This is a genomic window from Paracidovorax avenae ATCC 19860 (genome assembly GCF_000176855.2).
Lineage (GTDB): Bacteria > Pseudomonadota > Gammaproteobacteria > Burkholderiales > Burkholderiaceae_C > Paracidovorax > Paracidovorax avenae.
In genome coordinates, this window is sequence record NC_015138.1 from 1176889 (window position 1) to 1200260 (window position 23372).

At 71.9% G+C, this 23372-nt stretch carries 23 protein-coding genes; 5 read left to right on the forward strand and 18 right to left on the reverse strand.

What is annotated here, in order from left to right; translation table 11 throughout:
* The 7 genes from ACAV_RS05140 to ACAV_RS05170 all read right to left on the reverse strand — a co-directional run bounded on the left by ACAV_RS05140 (nt 1) and on the right by ACAV_RS05170 (nt 7444).
* A complete protein-coding gene (locus ACAV_RS05140) occupies nt 1-1455 on the reverse strand; it encodes an aldehyde dehydrogenase family protein (protein WP_013593514.1) in 1455 nt (484 codons plus the stop codon).
* A gap of 2 nt (nt 1456-1457) precedes the next feature.
* Nucleotides 1458-2117 carry a class II aldolase/adducin head domain-containing protein gene (locus tag ACAV_RS05145; RefSeq protein WP_013593515.1) on the reverse strand — a complete coding sequence of 220 codons (660 nt, stop codon included), beginning with the start codon at nt 2115-2117 and terminating at the stop codon, nt 1458-1460.
* Between the two features lie 11 nt (nt 2118-2128).
* Nucleotides 2129-3631: an aspartate aminotransferase family protein gene (locus tag ACAV_RS05150; protein ID WP_013593516.1), complete on the reverse strand. Its 1503-nt coding sequence runs from the start codon at nt 3629-3631 to the stop codon at nt 2129-2131.
* Nucleotides 3632-3678: 47 nt separating this feature from the next.
* Nucleotides 3679-4419 (reverse strand): class II aldolase/adducin family protein, encoded by a 741-nt coding sequence (locus ACAV_RS05155; RefSeq protein ID WP_013593517.1) that lies wholly within the window; start codon nt 4417-4419, stop codon nt 3679-3681.
* Nucleotides 4416-6059: a xylulokinase gene (locus ACAV_RS05160; RefSeq protein ID WP_013593518.1), complete on the reverse strand. Its 1644-nt coding sequence runs from the start codon at nt 6057-6059 to the stop codon at nt 4416-4418. The genes ACAV_RS05155 and ACAV_RS05160 overlap by 4 nt, the downstream gene beginning before the upstream one ends.
* Nucleotides 6060-6067: 8 nt before the next feature.
* Complete coding sequence (locus ACAV_RS05165) at nt 6068-6955, reverse strand: TorF family putative porin (protein ID WP_013593519.1); 888 nt, start codon at nt 6953-6955, stop codon at nt 6068-6070.
* A gap of 63 nt (nt 6956-7018) precedes the next feature.
* Entirely contained in the window at nt 7019-7444 is a 426-nt protein-coding gene (locus ACAV_RS05170; RefSeq protein ID WP_013593520.1) for a DUF2147 domain-containing protein, read from the reverse strand.
* A 123-nt stretch (nt 7445-7567) separates the two neighbouring features.
* On the opposite strand from ACAV_RS05170, the gene ACAV_RS05175 reads away from it, so the two are divergent.
* Nucleotides 7568-8617 carry an NAD-dependent epimerase/dehydratase family protein gene (locus ACAV_RS05175; RefSeq protein ID WP_013593521.1) on the forward strand — a complete coding sequence of 350 codons (1050 nt, stop codon included), beginning with the start codon at nt 7568-7570 and terminating at the stop codon, nt 8615-8617.
* 12 nt (nt 8618-8629) lie between these two features.
* Here ACAV_RS05175 and ACAV_RS05180 read toward each other — a convergent pair whose 3' ends face one another.
* Nucleotides 8630-9787: an MFS transporter gene (locus ACAV_RS05180; protein WP_013593522.1), complete on the reverse strand. Its 1158-nt coding sequence runs from the start codon at nt 9785-9787 to the stop codon at nt 8630-8632.
* A gap of 89 nt (nt 9788-9876) precedes the next feature.
* Between ACAV_RS05180 and ACAV_RS05185 the strand changes: the two genes are divergently transcribed.
* Nucleotides 9877-10587, forward strand: coding sequence for a TetR/AcrR family transcriptional regulator (locus tag ACAV_RS05185; RefSeq protein ID WP_013593523.1), 711 nt, complete (start codon nt 9877-9879; stop codon nt 10585-10587).
* A gap of 18 nt (nt 10588-10605) precedes the next feature.
* Here ACAV_RS05185 and ACAV_RS05190 read toward each other — a convergent pair whose 3' ends face one another.
* The 3 genes from ACAV_RS05190 to ACAV_RS05200 form a co-directional block, all read right to left on the reverse strand.
* Nucleotides 10606-11436: an urease accessory protein UreD gene (locus tag ACAV_RS05190; RefSeq protein ID WP_013593524.1), complete on the reverse strand. Its 831-nt coding sequence runs from the start codon at nt 11434-11436 to the stop codon at nt 10606-10608.
* A 74-nt stretch (nt 11437-11510) separates the two neighbouring features.
* Nucleotides 11511-12020, reverse strand: a complete 510-nt coding sequence (locus ACAV_RS05195) for a nucleoside deaminase (protein ID WP_013593525.1) — start codon at nt 12018-12020, stop codon at nt 11511-11513.
* On the reverse strand, nt 12017-13039 hold the full coding sequence (locus tag ACAV_RS05200; protein WP_013593526.1) for an ABC transporter substrate-binding protein: 1023 nt from the start codon (nt 13037-13039) through the stop codon (nt 12017-12019). Before ACAV_RS05200 ends, ACAV_RS05195 begins: the two co-directional genes overlap by 4 nt.
* A 579-nt stretch (nt 13040-13618) precedes the next feature.
* On the opposite strand from ACAV_RS05200, the gene ACAV_RS05205 reads away from it, so the two are divergent.
* The gene (locus ACAV_RS05205) at nt 13619-14635 is read left to right on the forward strand and encodes an isopenicillin N synthase family dioxygenase (protein ID WP_013593527.1); all 1017 of its coding nucleotides are present in this window, start codon (nt 13619-13621) and stop codon (nt 14633-14635) included.
* 12 nt (nt 14636-14647) lie between these two features.
* On the opposite strand, the gene infA is transcribed toward ACAV_RS05205, so the two are convergent.
* Complete coding sequence (infA, locus tag ACAV_RS05210) at nt 14648-14908, reverse strand: translation initiation factor IF-1 (protein WP_013593528.1); 261 nt, start codon at nt 14906-14908, stop codon at nt 14648-14650.
* Between the two features lie 53 nt (nt 14909-14961).
* A complete protein-coding gene (locus ACAV_RS05215; RefSeq protein WP_013593529.1) occupies nt 14962-15174 on the reverse strand; it encodes a hypothetical protein in 213 nt (70 codons plus the stop codon).
* A 410-nt stretch (nt 15175-15584) separates the two neighbouring features.
* On the opposite strand from ACAV_RS05215, the gene ACAV_RS05220 reads away from it, so the two are divergent.
* Nucleotides 15585-15797, forward strand: a complete 213-nt coding sequence (locus tag ACAV_RS05220; RefSeq protein WP_013593530.1) for a hypothetical protein — start codon at nt 15585-15587, stop codon at nt 15795-15797.
* A 49-nt stretch (nt 15798-15846) separates the two neighbouring features.
* Here the strand turns inward: ACAV_RS05220 and otnI are convergent, their stop codons facing one another.
* Both otnI and ACAV_RS05230 read right to left on the reverse strand, forming a co-directional pair.
* Entirely contained in the window at nt 15847-16659 is an 813-nt protein-coding gene (otnI, locus tag ACAV_RS05225; protein ID WP_013593531.1) for a 2-oxo-tetronate isomerase, read from the reverse strand.
* A gap of 62 nt (nt 16660-16721) precedes the next feature.
* Nucleotides 16722-17501 (reverse strand): SDR family NAD(P)-dependent oxidoreductase, encoded by a 780-nt coding sequence (locus ACAV_RS05230; RefSeq protein WP_013593532.1) that lies wholly within the window; start codon nt 17499-17501, stop codon nt 16722-16724.
* A gap of 198 nt (nt 17502-17699) precedes the next feature.
* Between ACAV_RS05230 and ACAV_RS05235 the strand changes: the two genes are divergently transcribed.
* Nucleotides 17700-20945 carry a hypothetical protein gene (locus ACAV_RS05235; RefSeq protein WP_013593533.1) on the forward strand — a complete coding sequence of 1082 codons (3246 nt, stop codon included), beginning with the start codon at nt 17700-17702 and terminating at the stop codon, nt 20943-20945.
* Here the strand turns inward: ACAV_RS05235 and ACAV_RS05240 are convergent.
* The 3 genes from ACAV_RS05240 to ACAV_RS05250 all read right to left on the reverse strand — a co-directional run bounded on the left by ACAV_RS05240 (nt 20887) and on the right by ACAV_RS05250 (nt 23313).
* The gene (locus ACAV_RS05240; protein ID WP_013593534.1) at nt 20887-21642 is read right to left on the reverse strand and encodes an AAA family ATPase; all 756 of its coding nucleotides are present in this window, start codon (nt 21640-21642) and stop codon (nt 20887-20889) included. The genes ACAV_RS05235 and ACAV_RS05240 overlap by 59 nt on opposite strands.
* Nucleotides 21643-21715: 73 nt before the next feature.
* Nucleotides 21716-22492 carry an ABC transporter permease gene (locus tag ACAV_RS05245; RefSeq protein WP_013593535.1) on the reverse strand — a complete coding sequence of 259 codons (777 nt, stop codon included), beginning with the start codon at nt 22490-22492 and terminating at the stop codon, nt 21716-21718.
* Nucleotides 22489-23313 carry an ABC transporter ATP-binding protein gene (locus ACAV_RS05250; protein WP_013593536.1) on the reverse strand — a complete coding sequence of 275 codons (825 nt, stop codon included), beginning with the start codon at nt 23311-23313 and terminating at the stop codon, nt 22489-22491. Before ACAV_RS05250 ends, ACAV_RS05245 begins: the two co-directional genes overlap by 4 nt.
* Between the last annotated feature and the right edge of the window lie 59 nt (nt 23314-23372).

A 23372-nucleotide genomic window follows, 5' to 3' on the forward strand; every position in this document is an offset into this window, starting at 1 on the left:
TCAGTGCCGGCCCGCGAGGCCGACCAGCAGGCGCGCCAGCGCCAGCCGGGCGCGCGTGTAGGGCGGGAACAGCAGCCGCAGCCCGTTGAGCGGGCCGTCGGCCAGGCAGGCGCGCTCGTGCGAGAAGGCGCGGAAGCCGTGCCATCCATGGGCGCTGCCCAGCCCGGAGCGGTTCACGCCGCCGAAGGGCAGGCCGGCATGGGCGTATTGCTGCACGCACAGGTTCACGCCCAGGCTGCCGGAGCTGGTGTGCGCCGCCACCCGGGCGATGGCCTCCCGGTCGCGGCTGAAGATGTAGAGGGCCAGGGGCTTGGGCGCGGCGTTGGCGCGCGCGATGGCTTCGTCCAGCGTGTCGAAGGTGCGCAGCGGCATGACGGGCCCGAAGATTTCCTCGGTCTCGATGCGGGCGTCTTCCGGCACATCGGCCAGCAGGGTGGGCGCGACGTAGCGGGCGGCCGCGTCGTGCGTGCCGCCGTCCAGCGCTGTGGCGCCGCGCGCGAGCGCATCGTCCACCAGCTCTGCCACGCGCGCGGCGTGGCGCACGCTCACCATGCGCCCGAGGTCGGGACTGGCGGCCACCGCGTGCGCGCCGCGCCCGTAATGCCGCGCGACCGCCTCGCGCCAGCATTCGGCGAAGCGGGCCGCGACGCTGCGGTGCACGAGCACGTGGTCGGGCGCGACGCAGGTCTGGCCGGCGTTGGCGAGCTTGCCCCAGGCCAGCATGCGCGCGGCGGCGGGCAGGTCGGCGCTCGCATCCACGATCGCGGGCGACTTGCCGCCCAGCTCCAGGGTGACGGAGGCGAGGTGGCGCGACGCCGCGGCCATCACCACCTGGCCCACGGCGGGCGAACCGGTGAAGAAGATGTGGTCGAAGGGCAGGGCCAGCAGGTGCGTGGCGGTGGCCACGCCGCCTTCGACCAGCGCCACCTCGGCGGGCTCGAACACTTCCGCGATGACCTCGGCGACGAGGGCATTCACGTGCGGCGTGAATTCCGATGGCTTGACGATGGCCGTGTTGCCGGCCGCCACGGCCGAGACCAGCGGGCCCAGCACCGTGTTCAGCGGGTAGTTCCAAGGGCCGATGATGAGGCAGCGCCCGCGCGGCTGGCATTGCACCAGCGCGCGGGTGCCGATGGTGGCCAGCGTGGGGCCGACGCGGCGCGGCCGCATCCAGCGTTGCAGGTGGCGGATGGCGTGGCCGGCTTCGCCGAGCACCGGCAGCAGTTCGGTCAGTTCCACCTCCACCGCGGGCTTGCCGAGATCGGCGCGGAAGGCGGCATACCAGCGTTCGCGGCGCGCCTGCACGGCACGGTGCAGGCGGCGCAGCATGCCGCGGCGCCGGGCGGCATCGGAGCTGCGCAGCGCCAGGGCCGTGGCGGCCTGGGCGTCGAAGAGGGCGCGTACGACGGCCTCGGGGGCATCCTGGGGACATGGTTCCCGTGCGGGCGGCTGCATGTTCAGTAGCCCTTGCTTTCCTCGGGCAGCAGGCCGTGCCGCACGCGCTGCCGGGCCCGTTGCTCGTCCTTCATGAGCCGGCGGTTCGCCACGTGCCGCACGATCCAGGGCAGGGGCCGCACCGCGCCGCCGCTGGCAGTGGCGAGCACGTAGGCCTTGGCGCATTTCTCGAACAGCTCGGCATTGAGCGCGAGCCGCGCGCCGGTCATGCCCAGCGCCAGCGGTTCGCCCTGCACCAGCAGCACGTTGCCGCCCCGGCCGAGGGCGGATTGCAGCCGCTCGCCGGACGCCGCGGGCTGGGGCGGTGCCATGTGGCCGAGGTGGCGCACCTGTTCGTCGAACACGCCGGGCATGGCGCCGCCGAAGCCTTCCAGGCAGAGCCCGAACGGGCCGCCACCGGAGGCCACGGCGCAGACATCGGGGCGCAGTGCGTACACGCCCGCATGCAGCGGCGCGCGCGCATCGGCCGGCCCCAGGGCGTCCGGTTCGTCCAGGCCGGGCAGGGGCAGGCGGCGCGGCGCGACGTCTGCCGCGCGGCCGAACCACATGTCGCCGGTGCCGGGAATGCGCAGCGACAGCGCCGGCCGGCGGCCGCCCAGCAGCTGCCGGGCCTCCAGGCGGTCGCGCAGCGTGTGCCAGAGCTGCTCGAGGGTTGCGTCCATGGCGGCCTCCCTCACACCAGCGCGAACACGTCGTCGAAGCGGTCGAGGGCGTCGTCGATGACGCCGTCCGTATCCGCCAGGCTGGTGTAGATGCGGCTGCCCGCCAGCGTGACCAGGCCGTGGGCCGTGTAGGCCGCGCCGATCTCTTCCATCATGTGCTTGCGTTCCTTCGCCTCGTTGCGCACCCGGATGAGCTTCCACAGGCTGCCCGTGTCCAGCAGCAGCACGCCCGAGGTCTGCAGGTGGACGATGGAGCCCATGTTGTAGGCCACGTAGGGCAGGCCGCGGCGGCGGATGATCTCTTCCAGCCCGGCGCGCAGGCGGTCGCCCGCGCGGCCCGCGGCCACGGCGGCCTGGGTGCGCTCGGCCTCGACGAGGGCGTGGTAGCCCGCGGCGCACGACAGGGGGTTGGCCGAGAGCGTGCCGCCCACGAAGGCCCGGCGCGAGGTGGTGCCGATGCCGCCCACCAGCGACATCATGATGTCGCGCCGCCCGCCGATGGCGCCGGCCATGGGGTAGCCCCCGGTGAGGCACTTGCCGAGCACGGTGATGTCCGGCACGACGCCGAAATAGGCCTGTGCGCCGCCCATGCCAACGCGGAAGCCCGTGACGACCTCATCGAAGATCAACAGCGCGCCGAACTCGTCGCACAGCGCGCGCACCTGCCGGTTGTAGTCCGCGAAGACGGGCCGCGTGCCGCTCTCGGGGCCCAGGGGTTCGAGCAGGACCGCCGCCGTGCCGCCGCGCAGGCGGTTGAGCTGCAGCTTGCGCCGCAGGGCGTCGAGGTCGTTCGGCGGACATTCCTGCGTGGGGCCGGTGGCGCCGCGCGGGATGCCCGTGGCCTCCATGCGGCCGGTGTTGGGCAGGCGCATGCCATAGACGAGCTGGTCGCTCCAGCCATGGTAGGCGCCGCCGATCTTGATGATCCGGTGCTTGCGGGTGAAGGTGCGCGCCAGCCGCACCGCGCCCATCACGGCCTCGGTGCCGGAGCCCAGCAGGCGCAGCATCTCCACGCCGGGCATGTGGCGGCACACCAGCTCGGCGAGCTTGACCTCGTATTCGTGCAGCAGACCGGTGACCGGCCCGCAGCCGTCCAGCAGTTCGTGCATTTTCTGGCGCACGGCCGGATGGTTGCTGCCCAGCAGCGTGGGGCCGCCGGCCTGCAGGAAATCGATGTAGCGGTTGCCGTCCACGTCGGTCAGGTAGGCGCCTTCGGCCTGCGCGATGGCCAGGGGGAAGGGGTGGTTGAAGGCCAGGTTGTGCTGGATGCCGCCGGGGATGACGGCCCGGGCCTGTTCGGCCAGGCGCTTCGATCCCGCGCATTTCTCGTCGAACCAGCGCAGCACCTTGGGCATGGCGTCGCGCCGCACGGGGCGCATGGGCTGGCGGACCAGCTCGGCGAAGCGGTCGTAGAGCGCTGCGGTGCCGGGCCAGGCGGAGATGGCGGAAGGCACCGTGGCGGGGCCGGCGGCGGCAGGGGCGGAGGAGGGAGGAAGGGGGGCGGGGTGTCTCATGGCGTGGGCGGCGAAAGGAAGGGCTGGAAGCGGGAGCTGGCCGGTGGTCAGTACGCCGGCAGGCCTTCCCGGGATGGGGCGGGCTGCAGGGGCTGGTGGGTTGCGTGGGGCGGATGGGGCGGGGGGGACCCGTTGCGCTCCTGGAGCGCATCGTGGACGCGCCACAGCGCATCGCTGCCGGCGGTGTCGGCGAGGGCGGTGGCCGTGGCGGCGCGCTCGGCGATCCGGTCGGCCAGCAGCGCGCGGGCCAGGGCTTCCAGGTCGTCCACCGCCTGCAGGGCGGCCTGGCTGTCCCGGCCGCAGCACAGGATGCCGTGGTTGCGCATCAGGTAGGCCTGTGTGCCGGGCTGCACCGCCCGCGCGAATTTGGCCGCGAGCCAGCCGGTGCCGGAAGGGGCGTAGCCCACCATGGGCAGGAAGGGGCCCAGCGTGGCCTGCCAGCGCGGCGGCACGGGCACGGCGCGGCCCAGCAGGGCCAGGGCGCTGGCGACGGGCTGGTGCGTGTGGATGCTGCAGCCGGCATCGGGCCGCGCGCGCAGCAGGCCGGCGTGCAGGCCGGCCTCCACGGATGGGGCGCGGTCGCCGTCGACCTGCTGCAGGTCCGACAGGCGCAGCACGCAGACGTCGGCGGGCCGCATCGCGTGGTAGTCGACGGCCGAGGGCGTGACGGCCACGTGCCCGGCATCGAGGCGCAGCATGATGTTGCCGCCCGTGCCGGCAAAATAGCCGAGGCGCGACAGGGTGAGGCAGAGGTCCACGACGTGCTGTTTCTGGGCGAAGTGCTTCATGGCGATTCCGGAACGGGCGTGGGGGAGGCGGGGGCCGGTGCCGCGGCGGCATCGGTGGTGGTGGCCGGCGCGTTCAGCCGGTGGTAGAGGGGCGCCAGGCGGGTGCGCACTTCCTTGAAGGCCTCGAACTTGTCCGCATACAGGCGCTGCAGCGCAGCGGTGGGCTCGTAGACGTGGCGCGTGCGGCGCAGCCGGTGCAGCCCGGAGAACTCCAGCTCGCCGGTGCCCACGCCGGCGATGAAGGCCGCGCCGATGGCGTTGGCCTGGATGGGGTTGTCGGGCTGCCGTATCGGCTGGCCCGTGACGTCCGCCATGATCTGGCACCAGACCTCGCTCTGCGCGCCGCCGCCCACGGCGGTGACGGTGCCGGGATCGCGGCCGAGCAGCTTTGCGAAGGGCTCCATCATCCAGCGCGTGTTCAGCGCCACGCCCTCCAGGAAGGCGCGGAAGATGTCTTCGCGCGAGTGCTCCAGCGAGAGGTTGACGAGCCCTGCCCGCAGCCGCGGGTCGTCCACCGGGGTGCGCTCGCCGAAGAGCCAGGGGGTGTAGATCAGGCCGCGGGCGCCGGGCGGCACCCGGGCGGCAATGCGGTTGAGCACTTCGTACACCTCGGGGTGCTCCTCGTCGCTGGCGAGTTCGTCGGGGTGGTAGAGGATGCGGTCGCGCAGGAACGAGAGGTTCGCCCCGGCCGTGGATTGCAGCGCCATGGCCAGGTAGCGGCCGCCCACCGCGCAGGGCACGGCGGCGATCTTGCGGAACACATCGGTCTTCATGGCCGGCACGTGCGCGCCGAGCCAGGACGAGGTGCCCAGGTAGAGGTGCGTGGCGTAGTCGTCCACGGCCGCGCCCACGGCGACGGCGGAGTTGTCCACCGCGCCGGCCACCACCACGGTATGCGGCTCCAGGCCCAGGGCCTGCGCGACCTCGGGCCGCAGCGGGCCCAGCACGTCGGTGGACTGCACGATCTCGGGCAACTGGCACGCCTCGATGCCCAGCTGCTTCAGCAGGCCCGCGTCGTAGCGGACGCGGTGGGGATCGCGGTTGTCGGTGACCCAGGCCGTGAGGATGGAGTCCTGCGTGGCGCACACGCGGCCGCACAGGCGCATGTTGAGGTAGTCCAGCGCGTTGAGGAATTTGTCGGTGCGCTCGTAGAGGTCGGGGCGCTCGTCGCGCACATAGGCGATGTGGCCGGCGATGTCGCGGCCGGTGCCGGAGGGGGCCCCGCCCGTCAGGCGCAGCCAGCGCCACAGCTTCAGCGGTGCGTAGCCCGCGATGTTGGCGAAGCGGCCCCGGGTGCGCCGGGCGGTGGCGGCGGCCCCGCGGGCATCGAGCCAGCTGATCGCCCGCCCGAGGGGCCGGCCGGCGCGGTCCACGCAGACGGTGACCTCGGTCTGGGTGGAGCAGCAGACGGCCACCACCTGCCGGCGCCGCGCCGCATCGGCCTGCAGCAGTTCGGCGGCGGCATCGAGCAGGGCCTGCCACCAGTGTTCCGGGTCCTGCTCGGCCTGCATGCCCTGCACGTGCAGGGCCACGGGGCGGAAGGACCAGGCATGCACGGCACCGTCCAGCGACACGAGGGCGCACTTGCAGCCGGAGGTGCCGAGATCGATGGCCAGGACCAGCCTTTGGGCGAGGGGCATGGGCATCCTCAGAACTTGCGCGAGACGGCGAGCACGAGGCGGTTGCCGTCGGCCGCGCGCAGCCGGTCGCCGTCCATCACCTGGAACATCTCGCGCACGCGGGTGCGCGGCATGACGTATTCGGCACTCCAGTCGAAGCCCCAGCGGCGGTGCAGGATGCCCACCGAGTAATCGGAGAAGTCCACCTCCTTGAAGTGCCGGATCTTCTGCGTGCCCGCGTGCAGTTTCAGCGTGGTCTGCGCATCCAGCGCGATGCGGTAGTCCAGGTCGAACAGCCAGCTGCCGCGCGAGTTCTGCTCGCCGCGGGCATAGCATTCCAGCGCGTGCGCCGGATCGGCCGATACCGCCAGGAGCTGGCCGCAGACGCCGCCGGTATCGGCGCCGCGGTAGGTCTTGGAGATCACGTTCAGGATGCGCCCTTCGAGCGCGCCCCAGCCGATCTCCAGCACCGCGTACGAGGTGTCGTAGCGGGTCGTGCGGAAGTCCGTGGGCGCCCCGGCATCGGCATCGATCCCATGCGGTGCGCTGAAGCGTGCGCCGGGGAAGAACTCCGTGGCCAGCCCGGCGCCGAAGTGCCAGCCGTCCGGATCGCCGAAGCGCCATCCGGCACCCAGCAGCAGGTTGTAGCCGTCGCTGCCCGTATAGGCCTTGCTGCTCACGGTGGAGAACTGTGCCTGCGCAACCAGACCGCTTTCATGGGCGACCTGCACGCTCAGCTGCGCGCCGGGCCGCATGACCGAATCCGAAATGCCGCGCGTGCGCTGGTCGCTGACGAGCTTCACCTCGGTCTCGACGGCATAGCTGGCAGTCTCGTCGGCCGGGGCGGCGGCAGCGGCGCCGCCGTACAGGGCGCCGAAGGCACCGAGGGCGGCGATGGGGAGCAGGGTGGAGCGCATGGAGGGCCTTTCTGGAGCGGGGCGGGGCAGGGCGTGGATGGGGGACGGGATGGGCGGGCCGTGTCAGTGCCGGCAGGCCGGCGCCGCGGGGATCTCGGCGACGCGCTGCAGCCGCTCGGTCTGGCCGAGCAGTTCGGTGCCCACGAACGCGCGCACCTGCAACTCGCCCGACTTCACGCGCAGCGCGCCCTTGTATTTGCGGCTGTCACGCGGGTCGTACACCCAGCCGTCGCGCCAGGCGTCGTTGTCGTAGCGCTCCAGGCGCGCGATCTGCGTGCCGCAGGTGTCGCGGGGCTGGCCGGCGTCCTTGTCCCAGACGACCTGCCCGCAGAGTGCGGAGGGCGCGTCGGAGCAGGGCTTGAACTCCAGCACCGCGTCCTTCTCCGCGGTCATCCACAGACCCTTGGCGTCATCGGGGGCCGCCCGGGCCGGCGACAGGAATGCCGACAGCAGGCCGGCGGCGAGGAGAAAGCGCGTGCGTGGCGTCATGGAAAGCTCCGTGTTTTTTGGTAGTTATGACTAGTTTATAGTGATGACTATATTTTTGACAGAAGTGTGAAGGCGGGGAAAACCCTAGGGATCCCCGGTCGAGGACTCTTGAAGGAGACATCCATGCGAACTGCCTTGGTCACTGGCGGCACGGGATACGTGGCCGGACATCTGGTGCAGCAATTGCTGCAGGAGGGCTGGCGTGTCCATGCGACCGTCCGGGACCCGTCCGACGCCCGCAAGATGCAGGTGCTGTCGGCCCTGGGCCAGGCCCATCCGGGCCGGCTGCATTGCTTCGCCGCGGACCTGCTGCAGGAGCGGTCCTTCGACGGCGCCATGCAGGGGTGCGACACCGTGTTCCATGTGGCGTCGCCCTTCCACCTGCCCGAGCGCATCCGGGACCCGCAGCGCCAGCTGATCGATCCGGCGCTCCAGGGAACGCGCAATGTGCTGGCGTCGGTGGACCGCACTTCCTGCGTGGAGCAGGTGGTGCTGACTTCGTCCATCGGTGCCATGTTCGGGGACTACTCCGGTGTGATGGACGCGCCCGGGCGCATGCTGACCGAAGACCGGTTCAACACCACCAGCACGCTGCACCACAACCCCTACCACTACTCGAAGGTGCTGGCCGAGCGGGAGGCATGGCGCATCGCCGGGGATCAGTCCCGCTGGCGCCTGGTGGCCCTGCATCCGGGCCTGGTGCTGGGGCCGCCGCTGGGTGGTGGATCGGTGTCGGGCAGCCTGTTCCTGCTGGACGAGCTCCTGCGGGGCGTGTTTTTCTATGGGGTGCCGGATTTCAGCTTCGCGACCGTGGATGTGCGGGACGTCGCCCGCGCGCACCTCGCCGCGGCGTCGAACGGGCAGGCCTCGGGCCGCTACATCGTGGCGGAGCGCACTATGGTGCGCTTCGCCGAGATGGCGCGCATGGTCAGGCCCGTGCACCCCCGGCCGTGGCTTCTTCCGCGGCACCAGCTGCCCGGCGGACTGGTGCGGCTGATCGGGCCGCTCTTCGGGCTGTCGCCGGCCTATGTGCGGGGGCACCTGGGCATCCGCTTCGAGCTGGACAACCGCAGGAGCCAGAGCGAACTGGGCCTGCGCTACCGGCCGATCGAGGAAACGCTGCAGGCCCACTGCGAGGCCTGGCTGGCGCAGCGCGGAGCGCGGCGGCCCTGACCCCCGGCGGTGTCAGCCCGCCAGCGCCCGGCGCTGGCGCACCGTGCCCAGCGCGAGCACGAGCACCGCCGCCGCGCCGAATGCGGCGCTCACCAGCGGAACGGCCTGCGCCTGCTCGCCCTCGACGAAGAACGATGCGACCAGCGGGCCGCATGCGATGCCGAACAGCTGGGCGGCGGGCACCAGCGAGGCCACGCGGCCGCTGGGGTCCACATCGAAAGCCAGGCGCATCTGGAACGGCGTGATGAACAGCCAGAGGAAGGCGAACAGGCCGCAGAGCAGGACGAAGGCCGTGGCGCCGCCGCCGGCCGTGGCCGGCACCGACAGGGCCACGGCCCCCAGCAACAGGGAGGCGGGCAGCAGCACCGCCGGTGCGCCCACGGTGCGCACGAGGGCCGACCCGCAACTGCCTCCGACGACCTGGATGCCCAGGCAGGCGGCGACCAGGGTCTGCACGCCCGTGGCCGAGAGGCCCGCATCCCTGCCCAGGGGTTCCACATAGGCCCAGAGCGCGCCCAGCGTGGACAGCTGCAGGAAGGCCGCGAGCAGGGGGACCGCGCGCGCGGGCGTCCAGGCGAAGCCGCCGTTGTCCGCCACCGGCAGGGGCTGCAGCGAACGGGGCAGCGCGGGCGCCAGCAGCGCCGGCAGGAGCAGCAGCGCGGCCAGCAGGCCGAATGCGCCCTGCCAGCCGTGGGCCGGGATGACCACGTGCGCCAGCAGCAGGCCGACGAGCGCCTGGGCCGCCGTCTGGGTGACGAAGAAAGCGCCCGCGATCCGGTCGGGCTGGGCGCTGCGCACGATCACCGCCGTGGTGCCCCAGACCAGGATGCCCTCTGCCAGGCCCGCCGCCCCGCGCACCAGGGCGAAGCCCGGGACGCCGCTGGCGTGCAGCGTGCCCCAGTCCAGCGCCGCGGCCGCCAGCGTGGCGCCGGCCGTTGCCAGGGGGAGGAGCCTGAGGGGCAGCATCTGGTCGCCGAGCAGCACGCCCAGCGCCAGGGCGACGATCTCCGCCATGGCCACCGCGCCCAGGCCGTCGAGGCCGAGGCGCCCGGCCTCCAGCAGCTCCCCGAGCAGGATGGGCTGCAGCCCCAGGGTCAGCAGCGCGAGCGATCCGACGCCCAGGGCCGACAGCAGGGCGACGGGGCGGATCTCTTGCTTGATGCAGGTCATGGGGGCATCCAAAAATATAGTGATTGCTATCGTATAGTCAGTGGGCCTGGAATGCCATCCGCGATACCCTGGGAGAATCCCGAACCGACATGACCAAAACCGCCGCCTCCCGGCCCCGCCGGCCCCAGCCCGACCTGGCCACCAAGGTGCAGCCCGCGCAGCAGCGCGCGGCCGACACGTTCGAGCGCATCCTCGAAGCCGCCGCGCAGACCCTCGACGAGGTGGGCATCGAGCGGCTGTCCACCAACCTGGTGTGCGAGCGGGCGGGCCTGACGCCCCCGGCCCTCTACCGCTACTTCCCCAACAAGTACGCGCTGCTGTCCGAGCTGGGCCAGCGCCTGATGCAGCGCCAGAACGACTGCGTGGGGCGCTGGATCGGCGCGGAGGTGTTCTCGCACGGCGAGCAGGCCCTGGCGAGCGCGCTGGAAGGGCTGTTGCTGGACACCTACGAGGTCACGCGCAGCACCCCCGCCGGGGTGTGGATCATGCGCGCCATGCGCGCCGTGCCCGCGCTGCAGCAGGTGCGGCTCGCCTCCCACGCCGAGGTGACGCAGGCGCAGACGGAGCTGCTCGCGCAGGTGCTGCCCGGGACGGACCGCGGCGAGTTGCGCCTGGCCAGCCGTGTGGTGGTGGAGATGATCTATGCCGCCGTGGAGATGCTGTTCGACGAGGCGCTGGACCCGAAGGCCGTGGCGCGCACCGTGGCCGCCATGCTGGCGAGCCAGCTGGGGCGCACGGCGCAGACCGCGCCCCCGGTGCCTGCCGCGGCCGCCCGGCCTGCGCGCAAACGCACGCGCTGACCGCCGCCGGTACGGCGGCTACATCGCCCAGATGCGCGGCAGCCGGGCCGGCAGGCCCCACAGGTGCGTGCGCCAGGCGCCCCAGGCCTGCCGCAGCAGTTCCATGGCCGGCTCCACCACGGGCGCCAGCACGCGCACTACCACCACCTGCGGGTGCGGGCTGGTCGCGCCCGCGGTGTCCCGCAGCGCATGGGCATCGATCACGGCGCGGGCCGCGTCCAGGGCCGCCTCCCGGCGCTCCCGCGGCAGCGCCTCGCCGGCCACGAAAAACACCGAGGCCAGGCAGCGGTGCCCGGCCAGCCCGAGGCGGCCGTCCATGAGCAGCGCGTCGGCGGCGTCGATGGTGCCGCGTTCCAGCCAGATGCCGGGCACTTCGATGTGCTGGGTGAAGCGTCCTTCGGCGAAGGGCTGGCCGGAGTGCGGCAGGCCCAGCGCCGTCACGTCCCAGGCGATGCATTCGGCTCCCGGCGCGAGCGTGAGGGTGAGCCGGTTCTCGGCCTGGCAGGCGCTGTAGCACAGCGCCTCCAGCGGCAGCCATTCGAGGCGCGCGCCGGCGGCCAGCGTGGCCTGCGTGCGCTGCAGTGCGGGAGCGCCGGTGGAGCGGTAGAAGCGCGTGGCGCCCGGCGTGGTCACGAGGCCGTGGGCCCCCGGCGCGACCGTGGCCGCGATGTCCAGCGTGTCGCCGCCCACCAGCCCGCCCGGCGGATGCACAAGCACGTTGTGGCAGATGCCGTCGCCTTCGGGGTAGAGGCTCTGCAGGATGCGCAGCGGGCCGTCGTGGAGGAAGCGGGCCACGGTGCGCGGGCCTTCCCGCCGGTAGTCCAGTTGCAGGCGGGCGTGCCAGGTCATCGGTCGTGGTTGCCTTGCGGTCGTTGCATGGGGTGGGTGGAGCGAGCGCCGCATGATAGCGGCGGGCCCGGGCGTCACGCCTTCCAGGCGCCCTCGTGCGATGCGGAGGCTTCGGCGACCAGCGCGGGCCCGATGCAGTCGATCGGGTGCGGCGAGGCGGCGAAGACGTCGCGGCAGGAGAGCTCCGCGTCGCGCTGGTCCTGCCGCTCGCCGCGAAAGCCCCGCAGGCGCACCGCGTCGATGCCGTACACCACGCGGCCGATGTTGGCCCAGAAGATGGCGCCCGCGCACATCACGCAGGGTTCGCCAGACGAGTACAGCGTGGCGCGGGCCAGGACTTCGCGCGCATGCCGCGGGCTCGCCACGCGGATGGCGGAGGTTTCCGCGTGCGCCGTGCAGTCGCCGGTTTCTCCGTTGGCGTTCCAGGCCTCCGCGAGCACCGTGCCGTCGTCGCCGACGATCACCGCGCCGAACGGCCGGTTGCCGCGCGCGCGGGCCTTGTCCGCCAGGGCGATGGCCTGACGCAGGTAGCGGCCGTCGCGTTCGTCCAGCGGCACTTCCGCGGGCAGGGGCAGGGCGCTCATGCGGCGCCTTTCGGGCCCGCGGGCAGGAAGCCGGGGTTGAAAACCCGCTCGGGCGCGGGCTTCGCGGCCAGCTGGAACACGGTGGCCACCTCGTCGATCTGGCGTCCGAGCACAGCGGGCTGCACGTGGCCCAGGGCCTGGGCGGGCAGGTCCGGCGGCGCCAGATACTGCCGGGTGATGGACCAGCGTTCGCGTTCCACCTCCATGTTGAGGATGGGCTCGCGCGCCTTGATGGCCGCCAGCGCCGCATCGGGGTTCGCGAGGGTTTCGCGCAGCGCCCGCTGGCTGGCGCGCAGGAAGCCGCGCGCCGCCTCGGGCTTTTCCTGCAGCAGCCGGCCCGCCAGCAGGGCGTTGCCGTACAGGTGCAGCCCGGCCTTGCCGTATTCGAGCACGGCGAGGTCCCTGGGTGGCATGCGCGCGAACAGCGACACGGCGGAGTCGTGGAAATACGTGGCGGCATCGACATCGCCGCGCACCATCACGTTGTCGCGGGCGCTGAAGTCGGTGGTCACCCACTCGAAGAGGTCGGGGCCGGTCTTGAGCGCGCGCGCCACCATGGGCCAGCAGCGGCGCGTGGATTCCACCGCCGCCGCTGCCACGCGCTTGCCCTTGAGCGAGAGGAAGTCGGTGGTGATGCCGCGGTCCTTGCGGCCGATGATGACGAAGGGCGCGCGCTGGTAGTACTGGTAGATGGCCTGCACCGGCGTGCCGGGGTTCTGGGCCTGGAATTCGACCAGGGAGCTGAGGTCTCCCAGTCCCAGGTCGTAGGCGCCGCTGGCCACGCGCGTGATGGACGCCACGGAGCCCGAGCCCACGTCGATGCTCACGTCCAGTCCCTCTTCCCTGTAGTAGCCCTTGGCGAGCGCGAGGAAGAAGGGCGAGGTCTGGCTGGTGACGCGGAAGTCGAGCGTGAACTTCAGCGGAACGAGCGTGCCCTGTGCATGGACGAAGGGCGCGAACGGAGCGCCCAGCGCGGCGGTGGTGGCGAGGGAGCGTGAAAGAAACTGGCGTCGTTGCATGGCCGTGCCTCGGTGGTCATTGCGAAAGGGTCGGTGCGCCGTGCGCCGTGCACCGCGCGCGAAGGCACGGCGCACCGCCGGGCAGGACCGGTGCGGATCGAGCAATTTCCGGGCGGCGGCGAAGGGGTGGCCCCGCCGTGCTGAACGCTTCTACTCGCCGGCGGCAATGCATGAAGCGTGCCCATGGTGACGCCGCCCGCACGGCGTGCGCGGATGCCGGGGGGGATGGTGCCGCCCGGTGCACCGGCGGCGTGCGGCCTGCCCGCATTCCTCGTTCTGGTGCGCGCTGTCACCGCCGCGGGGCAGGCTGTGCCCCTGTGCGGCAGGGGGCACGGCGGTTTGGCCTGGCCCGCGGATTGCATCCGGCCCTGGCGAGAGTAGAAGCGTTCAGCAGGGCCGCCACCCGGTTTGCCGGGAGGGTGGCCGGCGGGTCATTGCTCTTGAAGCCGGAACCGGCACCGTGCCCGGCACGGGGCCGGCGCCTTTCCCACTTCAAGGGCCTGCGCCGCGTGCGCCATGGATGGTGACCATGGGCGTGCGTCCATGGCCCTTGCATGCTGCAACGACAAGGAAACCACCATGACTTCTGCCACCATCCCCGGCACGGCGACCGACCACTCCGGCGTCCAGGAGGAGCTTTCCCGCGAAGCCCGCATGGGCGGCCTGGGCGAGGAGACGCGCGAGCGCGAGGTGCGCTGCATCGACATCTCGGATTTCGACCGCCGCAAGGAAGAGATCGCCGAACAGCTCTGGAGCGCGTCGGTCGATATCGGCTTCTTCCAGGTGTCCCACCACGGCATTCCCATCGAGGACATCCGCGCGGCCTTCGCGCGGGCCGAGGCCTTCTTCGCGCTGCCGCGCGAGACCAAGGCGCAGTGGCCGCTCGCGCGCAACGCGGGCTGGGAGCACAAGGCGCAGATCCGCCCCTCCACCCGCACGCCGGACCAGAAGGAGTCCTACCAGGTCACGCGCCCGCGCATGGAAGGCCTCTGGCCGACGGAGCAGGAACTGCCGGGCTTCCGCGCAGCGACGCTGGCCTTCGAGCGCCAGTGCTGGGAGGTCGGCATGCGCCTGCTGTCGTGCTTCGCGTGGAAGCTGGGGTTCGACGACGCGTTCTTCACCCGCGCGCACGATCCGTCCGTGCCCGCTTACCAGAGCACGCTGCGCATGCTGCATTACTTCGCGGTGGATCCAGCGCTGAAGGATGAACTGGGCCTGTGGCGCGCGGGCGCGCACACCGACTTCGACTGCCTGACGCTGCTGTTCCAGAAGCCGGGGCAGGGCGGACTGCAGGTGCTGCCGGGCAAGGAGATGGAGGGCCGCCGCTGGACGCCCGTGGAGCCTGCGGAAGGCGTGATCACCTGCAACATCGGCGACATGCTCACGCGCTGGAGCGACGACGTGCTGCCCAGCAACTTCCACCGGGTGCGCAATCCGCTGCCGCACGAATACCAGGGAGCGCGCTACAGCCTGGCGTTCTTCTGCCAGGCCAACGAGGATGCGGTGATCGCGGGCCCCGCCGGCACGCATCCGCCGATCACGGCGGGCGAGTACCTGAAGCAGCGCATCAGCGCGAACTTCTCCAACCGCTACTGACGGCAGCGCGGGTCAGCGCGCGCCCCGCTGGGGCGGGCGCGGGCCGCCGCGGCCTTCGATGTGCCGGAAGGTGAGACGGCCCTTGTTGAGGTCATAGGGGGACAACTCCAGCGACACGCGGTCGCCGGCGAGCACGCGGATGCGGTGCTTGCGCATCTTGCCGCCCGCATAGGCGATGAGCTGGTGCCCGTTGTCCAGGGTCACGCGGAAGCGGGAATCGGGGAGGACTTCCTCCACTTTGCCTTGCATTTCGATCAGGTCTTCTTTGGACACGGAACTCCTTCGGATGGTGGGAAAGAAAGGGATGGATGGATGCGGGCCGTGCGTCAGGCCGCGCCGTGCAGAGCGATGTGCCGGCCCTGGTCGATGGCATAGAGCGAGGCCAGGGCATCGCTGTCGAACTGCGGCAGGAAGCGGAAGACGCGGTCGTGCATGCCGCGGCGGACGGAGACGGAGGCGGTGTAGCGGCCCGACTCGATGCGCCGGATGAGCGGCGTGACGAGGTAGCGGCCCACTGCCAGGGCGACTGGTGTGTGCATGTCGGAACGAGAAAAAGCGGGCGTGCGGCGTGCGCACGCGGGGAAACACAGGACGCCGGTGGAGGCCGGGCGCGGCCGGATGGGAGGCCGGCGGCGTGGAAGCAGGTGGCGGAAGCCGCCAGGGGCGACGCGGGCCGGGAGTCCGGAACGGAGCGCGTCGTGAAAAAAGGAAGGAGCTTGCCGGAAGGAAGGCGGGCCGTGGTGGGCCCTGTGCGGCGGGGCATGCGGGACGATGCGTGCGCCGTGGGCCCCGGCAAGGCAGGCATGTCGCCAGGGCGGGGCACAGTGTAGCGCATGCGCGCCGGCCCGTGCGCGGCAATGGCCATGTGTTGCTTGCTGGCAATGGGCCATCACGCCTGCATGCTGCCGTGCTAGCCTGTGCCTTGATTTTTCAACCGAAGGTACGTTGCATGGCTACCGCGTCCACTTCCACCGCCCGGCTGGGCGAACTGCGCGAGGCATTGCCCCGCATCGACCGGTTGTTGCGCAGCAACCAGGCGGGCCAGATCGGCGAGGACGTGATCGACGAACTCGTTCAATGCGCCTGGATGGAGTGGAACGCGGGCGCGCTGCGCCTGACGGCCACGGGCCAGAACATCTGCCGGCAGATGCAGGCCCGCTGACCGCGGCGCGCGCAAACGTTTGCGCTTTTCCGCGGCGCCGTGGCCGCCGTCACTCCGGCAGCGCCGCGCGCCAGGGCGCCATCCATTCCAGCCCCGCGCGGGTGCCGCCGGCTTCCGTGCCGCGCGCGGGCCGGTATTCGCAGCCGATCCAGCCGGCGTATCCCAGCGCATCCACGAGCCGGAAAAGATAGGGGTAGTGCAGCTCGCCCACGTCGGGCTCGTGGCGTTCCGGCACGCCGGCGATCTGCAGGTGGCCCACGCGGCCCGTGGGCAGGTAGCGGCGCAGCTTCGTGGCCACGTCGCCTTCGGCCACCTGGCAGTGGTAGAGGTCCATCTGCACCTGCACGTGCGGGCTGCCGAACGCTTCGACCCAGGCGTGCGCCGCGTCCTGCCGCTGCAGGAAATAGCCGGGCATGTCGCGGCCGTTGATGGGCTCGATCATCAGCGTGATGCCGTGCGGGGCCGCCACGGCCGCCGCGCCGCGCAGGTTGGCGGCGTAGGTGGCGTGCAGGGCCGCGGGGTCCGCGCCTTCGGGCGCGATGCCGGCCATCACGTGGATGCGCGGGCAGGCCAGGGCCCGGGCGTAGGCGATGGCCTGCGCGATGCCGTCGCGGAACTCCGCCTCCCGGCCCGGCAGGCAGGCCAGGCCGCGTTCGCCGGCCTCCCAATCGCCCGGCGGGGCGTTGAACAGCACCTGCTGCAGCCCATGGCGGTGCAGCAGGGTGGCCAGCCGGCCGGCCGGATGGGCATAGGGGAACAGGTACTCGACCCCCCGGAAGCCATCGCGGGCCGCGGCGGCGAAGCGGTCGGTGAACTCCATCTCCGGATAGAGCATGGACAGGTTGGCGGCGAAGCGGGGCATGGCGGCGGGGCTGGACGGCGTTGCGCCATTGTGCCGGGCCGCCTCCTTCCCGTTGCCCGGTGCTACTGCTCGGCGTAGTGGTAGGTCAGGCCGCCGTCCACGAAGTGGGTGCCGCCCGTGATGTAGCGGGCCTCGTCTCCCGCCAGGAAGGCCACCAGCCCGGCCACGTCCTCGGGCTGGCCCATGCGGCCCAGGGGAATCTGCGCATTGAGAGCGCGCATCTGCTCCGGGTTGTCCATCAGCTGCGCATTGATCGGGGTGGCGATGGCGCCCGGCGCGACGTTGTTGATGCGGATGCCCAGCGGGGCGAGCTCGCTCGCGAGGTTGCGCGCCAGCATGCGCAGCGCGCCCTTGCTCGCGCAGTACGAGGCGAAATGCGGGAAGGCGATCTCCTCGTGCACCGAGCTGATGTTGACGATGGCGCCCCCGTCCTTGCGCGTGCGCAGGTGCCGCACGAAGGCCTGCGTGGCGAAGAACAGGCCCTTCACGTTGGTGTCCATCACGAGGTCGTAGTCTTCCTCGGTCACGTCCCAGAAATCGGCGCGGCGTTCCACGCCCGCGTTGTTCACCAGGATGTCCAGCCCGCCGAGCGCCTGCGCGGCCTCGTTCACCAGCCGGCCCGCCTCGGCCGCGCCGCGGCTCAGGTCCGCGGCCACGTACACCGCGCGGCGCCCGAGCGCCGCGATGCACTCGATGAGCCCGCCGGGCGCACCGTCCGGATTGCGGCCGTTGAGAACGACGTCGGCACCGTCCTGCGCGAGCCGCAGCGCGATGGCGGCGCCAATGCCCTGTGTGCTGCCGGTGACGAGGGCCTTGCGGCCTGCGAGGCGTCCTGTGACCATGGGGGGGTGCCTTTCCTGAAGAGCCGATGGATATCCCGCCACTGTAGGGATGGCGCAAGCGCCTCCGCGTAGTCCGGCGCCCCGGCCCCGCGTGCGCCGGCAATGCCTGCCACCCCGCGCGCACTGCGGAGTCGGGTTTCTGCGGATTGATTCGCACCTCCGGTGGGCGCAGTGGTGGCGGGCCGACAGGATGGGCCCATGTCCCTGCTCGGCAAACTCACCCGCTGTTTCGGTATCTCCCGGGTCACCTTCGATACTCCGGCGGGGCAGGCGCAGCAGATGCCGTCGCTGGCCAGCACCGCCGTGCGGCCGCTGGATGCACCGGCCAGACGGCCGCTGCGCCAGCCGAGGGCGGATTCCGCCCGCCCTCCGCGCGGCGCGGTGCCGGCCGCTGCCGCCCATGCCGCCAATGCCGCCCGGGGCGGTACGGCGGGCGCGCCGGGCGGCACGGCACGCACCGGCAGCGCAGGCAGCACGGCGTCCCATGTCCTGCTCGATGCGATGGAGCAGGCGCAGCCCGACATGTCCCGGTGCGTCCGCTCGCTGTTCAACCGCACGGCCCGCCGCTTCGGCGTGGCGGCGGACCTCGCCGACGCCCTGTCGCAAGTGGATGTGTCGCGCATGGCGCCGATTCCGGGCCTGCCGGGAGCGCCGCGCGTGCTGCTGGCCCAGGCGATCGCCGCGGCCACCGGAGGAGATGCCGCCAGGGCCCTGGAAGCACTCGCCGTGCTGCAGGAGATGGACCCGGCCCGCGAGGTGGCGACGGCCTGGCGGCAGCGGCAGGCCGGCGCTTGCGAAGGCGAGACCGGATCGGTGTATGGAACGCCCGCGGAATCCCCGGAGGGCAGCGAGGATGGCTTGGAATACGGGACGGCCCGGCCCTCCCTGGAGGCCGATGGGCCGGACCTCTCCACGCAGCGGCAGTCCTCCGCCAGCGTGGAGGCGGAGGGGATGGCCCGCGCTATCGCGGCCAGGCAGGCAGCATGGAGGACGGCCGCCGCGCTGGCCGCCACGCCCATGGGGCAGGACGTGCTGCAGGCCGTGGTCGCCGTTCCGGTGGAGGCCGCGCAGCGGCAGGATTTCGCGCTATTGCTGAAGGCGGCGGCCGCCTTGCCGCAGACCTTGCCGCGGACCCTGCCGGAGACCGCCGAGGGGCTGGCCGGGGGACGGATCGAAAGTGTGGACCCCGCCGCGCTGCTGGCCCGGGCCGGGGCACAGGACTGCCTGCCGGGCCGGGCGATCGCCTGCGCTGCCGCCCGGATGGCCGGCGATGTGCAGGCTGCCCAGCCCCACCGGTGGGCGCTGGCGGCCGTGCGCAACGACCTGTTCGAGACCGGGCCCGGATCGGACTTTGCCGCGATCGATGCGCGCCTCGTGAAAACCGGGCGCTGGATCGAGCGGGCCGCGCCGCAGCGGGGCAGGCTGCTGCGCAACCCCCTGGTCGGCAAGACACCTTTCACGGCCTTGCGGCATGGCACGCAGGGCGTGGAGCGCGGGCCGGCCATCGCGCGCCACCGCCGGGCCCGCGAAGCCGCGCTGCGCGACGCCGCCGAGGGCCTGCGGGCGCACCTGTCCGATGCGGCCCTGCGCATGCGCACGCCGGGCCCCGGGCAGGTGCCCGAGGCGCTGCTGCGGGCCGCGGTCCTGGCGCACTGCCTGCAGGCTCCGGCACCGGAGCCGCTCGAGCGGGAGGGCTTCGATGCGGAGGCCCGCGGCGACATCGCCGCGCGCCTCGCCGGCATGCTGTCGCCAGGCCTGGACGCGGACGGACGGGCCGGCCTCGCCCACCGGCTGGCCGGTGCGCCTGCGCTGCAGGCGCTGGCCGCGCTGCGCCTGGATGAGCGGACCATGGGGCAGTGGCTCGACGAGGCCCGTGCGGTGGCGGGCGCCGCCACGCAAGCGGCCGGGGACGGGCCGGAGGATCTGCGTGCCGTCTCCGCGGCGCTGGCGCGGGCGCGCGAGGAAGTGGTGGGGCGCGACACCCGCGTGCCGGAGGTCGATCGCGAAACCGTGCGCACGGCGCTCAAGGAGATCATCGCCCGCCTCGAAGGATCGAGCCGCCTGCGGCTCAGCAGCGGCGGCCTCGTGGGCGTGGGGCTGCGGCAGATCACGTCGTCGGTCAGTGCGATCGCGAGCGCCTTCTTCCTGCGCGGCCGGGTCGATGCCAGGGCGCAGCGCGGCCGGCAGGCCGTCTTCGAGATCGCGATGCCGCCCTACGACATGGAGATCGTGCTCGGCACCCAGCGCCAGGCGGCCCGGCAGGTGGGCGTCGGTGCCTTCGTGGGGCCGGACATCGGCCTTGCCAAGGCGGGCGTCAACGTGGACACCGTGCTCTACGGCCGCGATCGCGCCGATGTGAGCGGCATTTCGCTGCGCCTGCCGCGCGTCGGCCGGCTCGTCCCGGAGCTGCGGGCCGAGTTCTCTGCCCTGGTGGATGCGCTGCTGGACGGATGCCACGGCGGCGCGCAACCGGCCGACGGGGCGCCGCTGCTGCAGCGCCTGCTGCAGGCGTTTCCCGAGCTCACGGTGAACCGCATCGGCCGGGCCGGCGACGGCCGGCGGCGGCATGCGCTGGGCGTGGACGCCGCGGCCTCGGCCGGCCGCTGGGGTGCCAAGCTCAGCGGCAGCGTCGGCGGGTTCGTCGAGGCCCAGCGCAACGTCACGAAGCACTATGCCGACGCGACGGGCCACATGCGTGTCGAGCGCTCGATCGAAGGGCACCTCGCCAAGGCCGGGGTGGCGGCCAGGGTGTCCGCCGGCTTCGGCACGGCGCTCGCGTCGGCCACCGCCGCGTCCGGCGGCGTGGACCTTTCGGTCGCGGCGCTCCAGGCCGGCGCGGCCGTGGAGAATGTCTTCTCCGGCCTGTCGCTCCGCCGGGAGGCCGTCTATGAAGCGGGGCGCCTGCATCCGCTCTCGTTCGTGGAAACCGAATACCAGAACGTGGAGGCGTTCCTCGATGCGATGGGGCCGCAGGCCGCGGACTGGGTCGATGCCGGCATCGAACGGCCCCGGCTGGATGCGCTGCTGCAGGCGGTCCGGCAGCATGCGGCGCCGATCCACAGCTTCGCGGCACGCTGTACGGTAACGCCCGCCATGCGCCAGCGGGACGATGCCTACCGCTCGGCCCTGCAGCTCTGCGCCCAGCACCCGGGCGGCCTGCCGGGCGCGGCGCAGGCGCTGGCCGCCCGGATCGAATCCCAGTGGGCGGACCCGGCCGCCGTGCAGCCCTATTCGCTGCGCTCCTATGAGCGCCACATGGTCCAGCGCACGCGCGGCATCGATCTGGTGGTGCAGTGGGCCAGCCTGGAAGCAGCCGAGGCGTCGCACATCGACAACCGGATCGACGTGCCGGCCCCGCGGCCTGCGCCAGCGCAGGCACAGGCGCCTACCCGCCCGGAGGGTCGTCCGCCAGCAATTGCTCCAGGCGCCGCGGGTAGTGGTTGAGGAAGTCCCGCGTCACCTCGAAATGCTCGGTGTCCTCGAAGGCCACTTCGCTCACGCCCGTGCCGTCGAACAGGATGATCTTCGCGTGCGGGTATGACAGCAGGATCGGCGAGTGCGTGGCGATGACCAACTGCGAATGGTCCTCGACCAGCTGGTGGATGGCGCACAGCGCCGCCAGCTGGCGGTTGGGCGACAGGGCGGCCTCGGGTTCGTCGAGGAAGTAGATGCCGTTGCCGCGCAGCTTCTGCGTCAGCACGCTCATGAACGATTCGCCGTGCGACTGGGCGTGCAGCTTCCTGTGGCCGTAGCCGTTGGGGCCGGGCATGTCGTCCATGTAGGTCGCCACGTTGAAGAAGCTCTCGGCCCGCAGGAAGTAGCCGTCTTTCGGGATGGGCGCGATGCGGGCCAGCCGCAGGTCGCCGTGCAGCGGCGAGACGGAAGCCTGCTGGAGCGTCGTCTGCAGCCGCACGGACCGGGTGCCGCCTTCCTGCCCGAATCCCATGCCGAGGGCCAGCGCTTCCAGCACGGTGGATTTGCCCGCGCCGTTCTCGCCCACGAAGAAAGTGACATTGGGGTGGAAGTCGATCTGGTCTATTTGCGCGACGGCCGGAATGCTGTAGGGGTAGGTGCTCTCGTCGATGTCGGCCTCGGGCCGGAAGCTGGCGCGCAGCAGGTGGGGCTGGGTGCGGCGGGGCATGGGCAGCGGCTTGGACGGTAGTGGGCGTAACGCCTGCCATCCTATGCCAACTCCGTGCGCAGCCCGCGAGCCCTCACTCCCCCTGGGTTCCCCGCCGCGCCCAGCCCGTGGTGTGCTTCTCCAGCACGCTGAAAAGCTCGTACATCACCATCGCCATCGCGCCCACCACCATCAGGCCGGCGAAGGCCAGGCCCATCTGCATCGACGAGCCTGCCGAGATCAGCAGGTAGCCGATGCCCTCGTTGGCGGCGGTCATCTCGCTCACCGTGGTGCCCACGAACGCGAGCGTGATGGCGACCTTGAGCGAGCCGTAGAAGTAGGGCAGCGAGCGCGGCAGGCCGACCTTGGTGAGCACGTCCCAGCGCTTGGCGCCCAGCACGCGCAGCACGTCCTCCAGCTCCGGCTCCAGGGTGGCGAGGCCCGTGGCGATGTTCACCATGATCGGGAAGAAGCTGATCAGGAAGGCCGTGAGGATGGCCGGCCCCGCACCGATGCCGAACCACACCACGAGGATGGGCACGAACGCGGCCTTGGGCAGGGCGTTGAAGGCGGTCATGAGCGGGTAGATGGCGGCGTAGGCGAGGCGCGAGGAGCCGATCACGAAACCCAGCAGCACGCCCACCACGATGGCGATGCCGAAGCCCGCCATGGTGACCCAGAAGGTGCGCCACGCGTGGCCCGCGATGATCCACTTGAACTCCACCAGCTGGTTCCAGATGGCCAGCGGGCTGGGGAAGATGAATTCCGAGACGCCCAGGCCCGAGCAGACGACCTGCCAGAGCACGATCACCGCGAAGAGCAGGACCCAGGGCGACCAGCGCTCGACGCGCTTGCGATGCTGTGCGTTCATTGCGTGATCTCCCCGCCGGTCTTGCGCAGCGCCCCGATGTGGCCGCGCAGCTCCAGCACGATGTCGGTGAATTCCTTGGTGTAGGTGAGCTCCAGGTCGCGCGGCCTGGGCAGCTCGATGTCGCGGCGCACGACGAAGCGGCCCGGGCTCTTGCTCATCACATAGATCGTGTCCGCGAGGAACACGCTCTCGCGCAGGTCGTGCGTGACGAGGATGACGTTGAATTGCTGCTCGGCCTGCAGGTCGCGCAGGATGCACCAGAGCTCCTCGCGCGTGAACGCGTCCAGCGCGCCGAAGGGCTCGTCGAGCAGCAGCATCTGCGGCTCGTGGATGAGCGCGCGGCAGATGCTGGCGCGCTGCTGCATGCCGCCCGAGAGCTGCCAGGGGTACTTGTCCTCGTAGCCCGCCAGGCCCACTTTCTGGAGCAGGGAGCGTGCGCGTGCCTCGTACTCCTTGCGGCGGGCCTTGAACTGCGAACGGTGCGGCTCGACGATCTCCAGCGGCAGCAGCACGTTGGCGACCGTGGTGCGCCAGGGCAGCAGCGAAGGCGCCTGGAAGGCCATGCCCGAGATCTTCAGCGGCCCGGTCACCGGCTCGCCGGCGATGCGGATCTTGCCCATGGAGGGCATGCGCAGGCCGGTGGCCAGCTTCATGAAGGTGGACTTGCCGCAGCCCGACGGCCCGACGATCGCGATGAATTCGCCGCGCCGCACCTGCAGGTCGATGGCCTCCACCGCGAAGTGGTTGGCGCGCAGCAGCTCTTCGTTGTAGGCGAGCCAGACGTCGCGGAAGTCCACGAAATAGGTTTCTGTGGCCTGCATGGAAAACATCCTGGAAGGGAGGGGAGGTGTGCCGCAGTCCGGCGGCGGAAGGCGGCGGC

What these genes read in the sequence shown, in the direction of transcription:
- ACAV_RS05140 (WP_013593514.1), bottom strand. Translation starts at nt 1,455, where the DNA reads ATGCAGCCGCCCGCACGGGAACCATGTCCCCAGGATGCCCCCGAGGCC.
- ACAV_RS05145 (WP_013593515.1), bottom strand. Translation starts at nt 2,117, where the DNA reads ATGGACGCAACCCTCGAGCAGCTCTGGCACACGCTGCGCGACCGCCTG.
- ACAV_RS05150 (WP_013593516.1), bottom strand. Translation starts at nt 3,631, where the DNA reads ATGAGACACCCCGCCCCCCTTCCTCCCTCCTCCGCCCCTGCCGCCGCC.
- ACAV_RS05155 (WP_013593517.1), bottom strand. Translation starts at nt 4,419, where the DNA reads ATGAAGCACTTCGCCCAGAAACAGCACGTCGTGGACCTCTGCCTCACC.
- ACAV_RS05160 (WP_013593518.1), bottom strand. Translation starts at nt 6,059, where the DNA reads ATGCCCCTCGCCCAAAGGCTGGTCCTGGCCATCGATCTCGGCACCTCC.
- ACAV_RS05165 (WP_013593519.1), bottom strand. Translation starts at nt 6,955, where the DNA reads ATGCGCTCCACCCTGCTCCCCATCGCCGCCCTCGGTGCCTTCGGCGCC.
- ACAV_RS05170 (WP_013593520.1), bottom strand. Translation starts at nt 7,444, where the DNA reads ATGACGCCACGCACGCGCTTTCTCCTCGCCGCCGGCCTGCTGTCGGCA.
- ACAV_RS05175 (WP_013593521.1), top strand. Translation starts at nt 7,568, where the DNA reads ATGCGAACTGCCTTGGTCACTGGCGGCACGGGATACGTGGCCGGACAT.
- ACAV_RS05180 (WP_013593522.1), bottom strand. Translation starts at nt 9,787, where the DNA reads ATGACCTGCATCAAGCAAGAGATCCGCCCCGTCGCCCTGCTGTCGGCC.
- ACAV_RS05185 (WP_013593523.1), top strand. Translation starts at nt 9,877, where the DNA reads ATGACCAAAACCGCCGCCTCCCGGCCCCGCCGGCCCCAGCCCGACCTG.
- ACAV_RS05190 (WP_013593524.1), bottom strand. Translation starts at nt 11,436, where the DNA reads ATGACCTGGCACGCCCGCCTGCAACTGGACTACCGGCGGGAAGGCCCG.
- ACAV_RS05195 (WP_013593525.1), bottom strand. Translation starts at nt 12,020, where the DNA reads ATGAGCGCCCTGCCCCTGCCCGCGGAAGTGCCGCTGGACGAACGCGAC.
- ACAV_RS05200 (WP_013593526.1), bottom strand. Translation starts at nt 13,039, where the DNA reads ATGCAACGACGCCAGTTTCTTTCACGCTCCCTCGCCACCACCGCCGCG.
- ACAV_RS05205 (WP_013593527.1), top strand. Translation starts at nt 13,619, where the DNA reads ATGACTTCTGCCACCATCCCCGGCACGGCGACCGACCACTCCGGCGTC.
- ACAV_RS05215 (WP_013593529.1), bottom strand. Translation starts at nt 15,174, where the DNA reads ATGCACACACCAGTCGCCCTGGCAGTGGGCCGCTACCTCGTCACGCCG.
- ACAV_RS05220 (WP_013593530.1), top strand. Translation starts at nt 15,585, where the DNA reads ATGGCTACCGCGTCCACTTCCACCGCCCGGCTGGGCGAACTGCGCGAG.
- otnI (WP_013593531.1), bottom strand. Translation starts at nt 16,659, where the DNA reads ATGCCCCGCTTCGCCGCCAACCTGTCCATGCTCTATCCGGAGATGGAG.
- ACAV_RS05230 (WP_013593532.1), bottom strand. Translation starts at nt 17,501, where the DNA reads ATGGTCACAGGACGCCTCGCAGGCCGCAAGGCCCTCGTCACCGGCAGC.
- ACAV_RS05235 (WP_013593533.1), top strand. Translation starts at nt 17,700, where the DNA reads ATGTCCCTGCTCGGCAAACTCACCCGCTGTTTCGGTATCTCCCGGGTC.
- ACAV_RS05240 (WP_013593534.1), bottom strand. Translation starts at nt 21,642, where the DNA reads ATGCCCCGCCGCACCCAGCCCCACCTGCTGCGCGCCAGCTTCCGGCCC.
- ACAV_RS05245 (WP_013593535.1), bottom strand. Translation starts at nt 22,492, where the DNA reads ATGAACGCACAGCATCGCAAGCGCGTCGAGCGCTGGTCGCCCTGGGTC.
- ACAV_RS05250 (WP_013593536.1), bottom strand. Translation starts at nt 23,313, where the DNA reads ATGCAGGCCACAGAAACCTATTTCGTGGACTTCCGCGACGTCTGGCTC.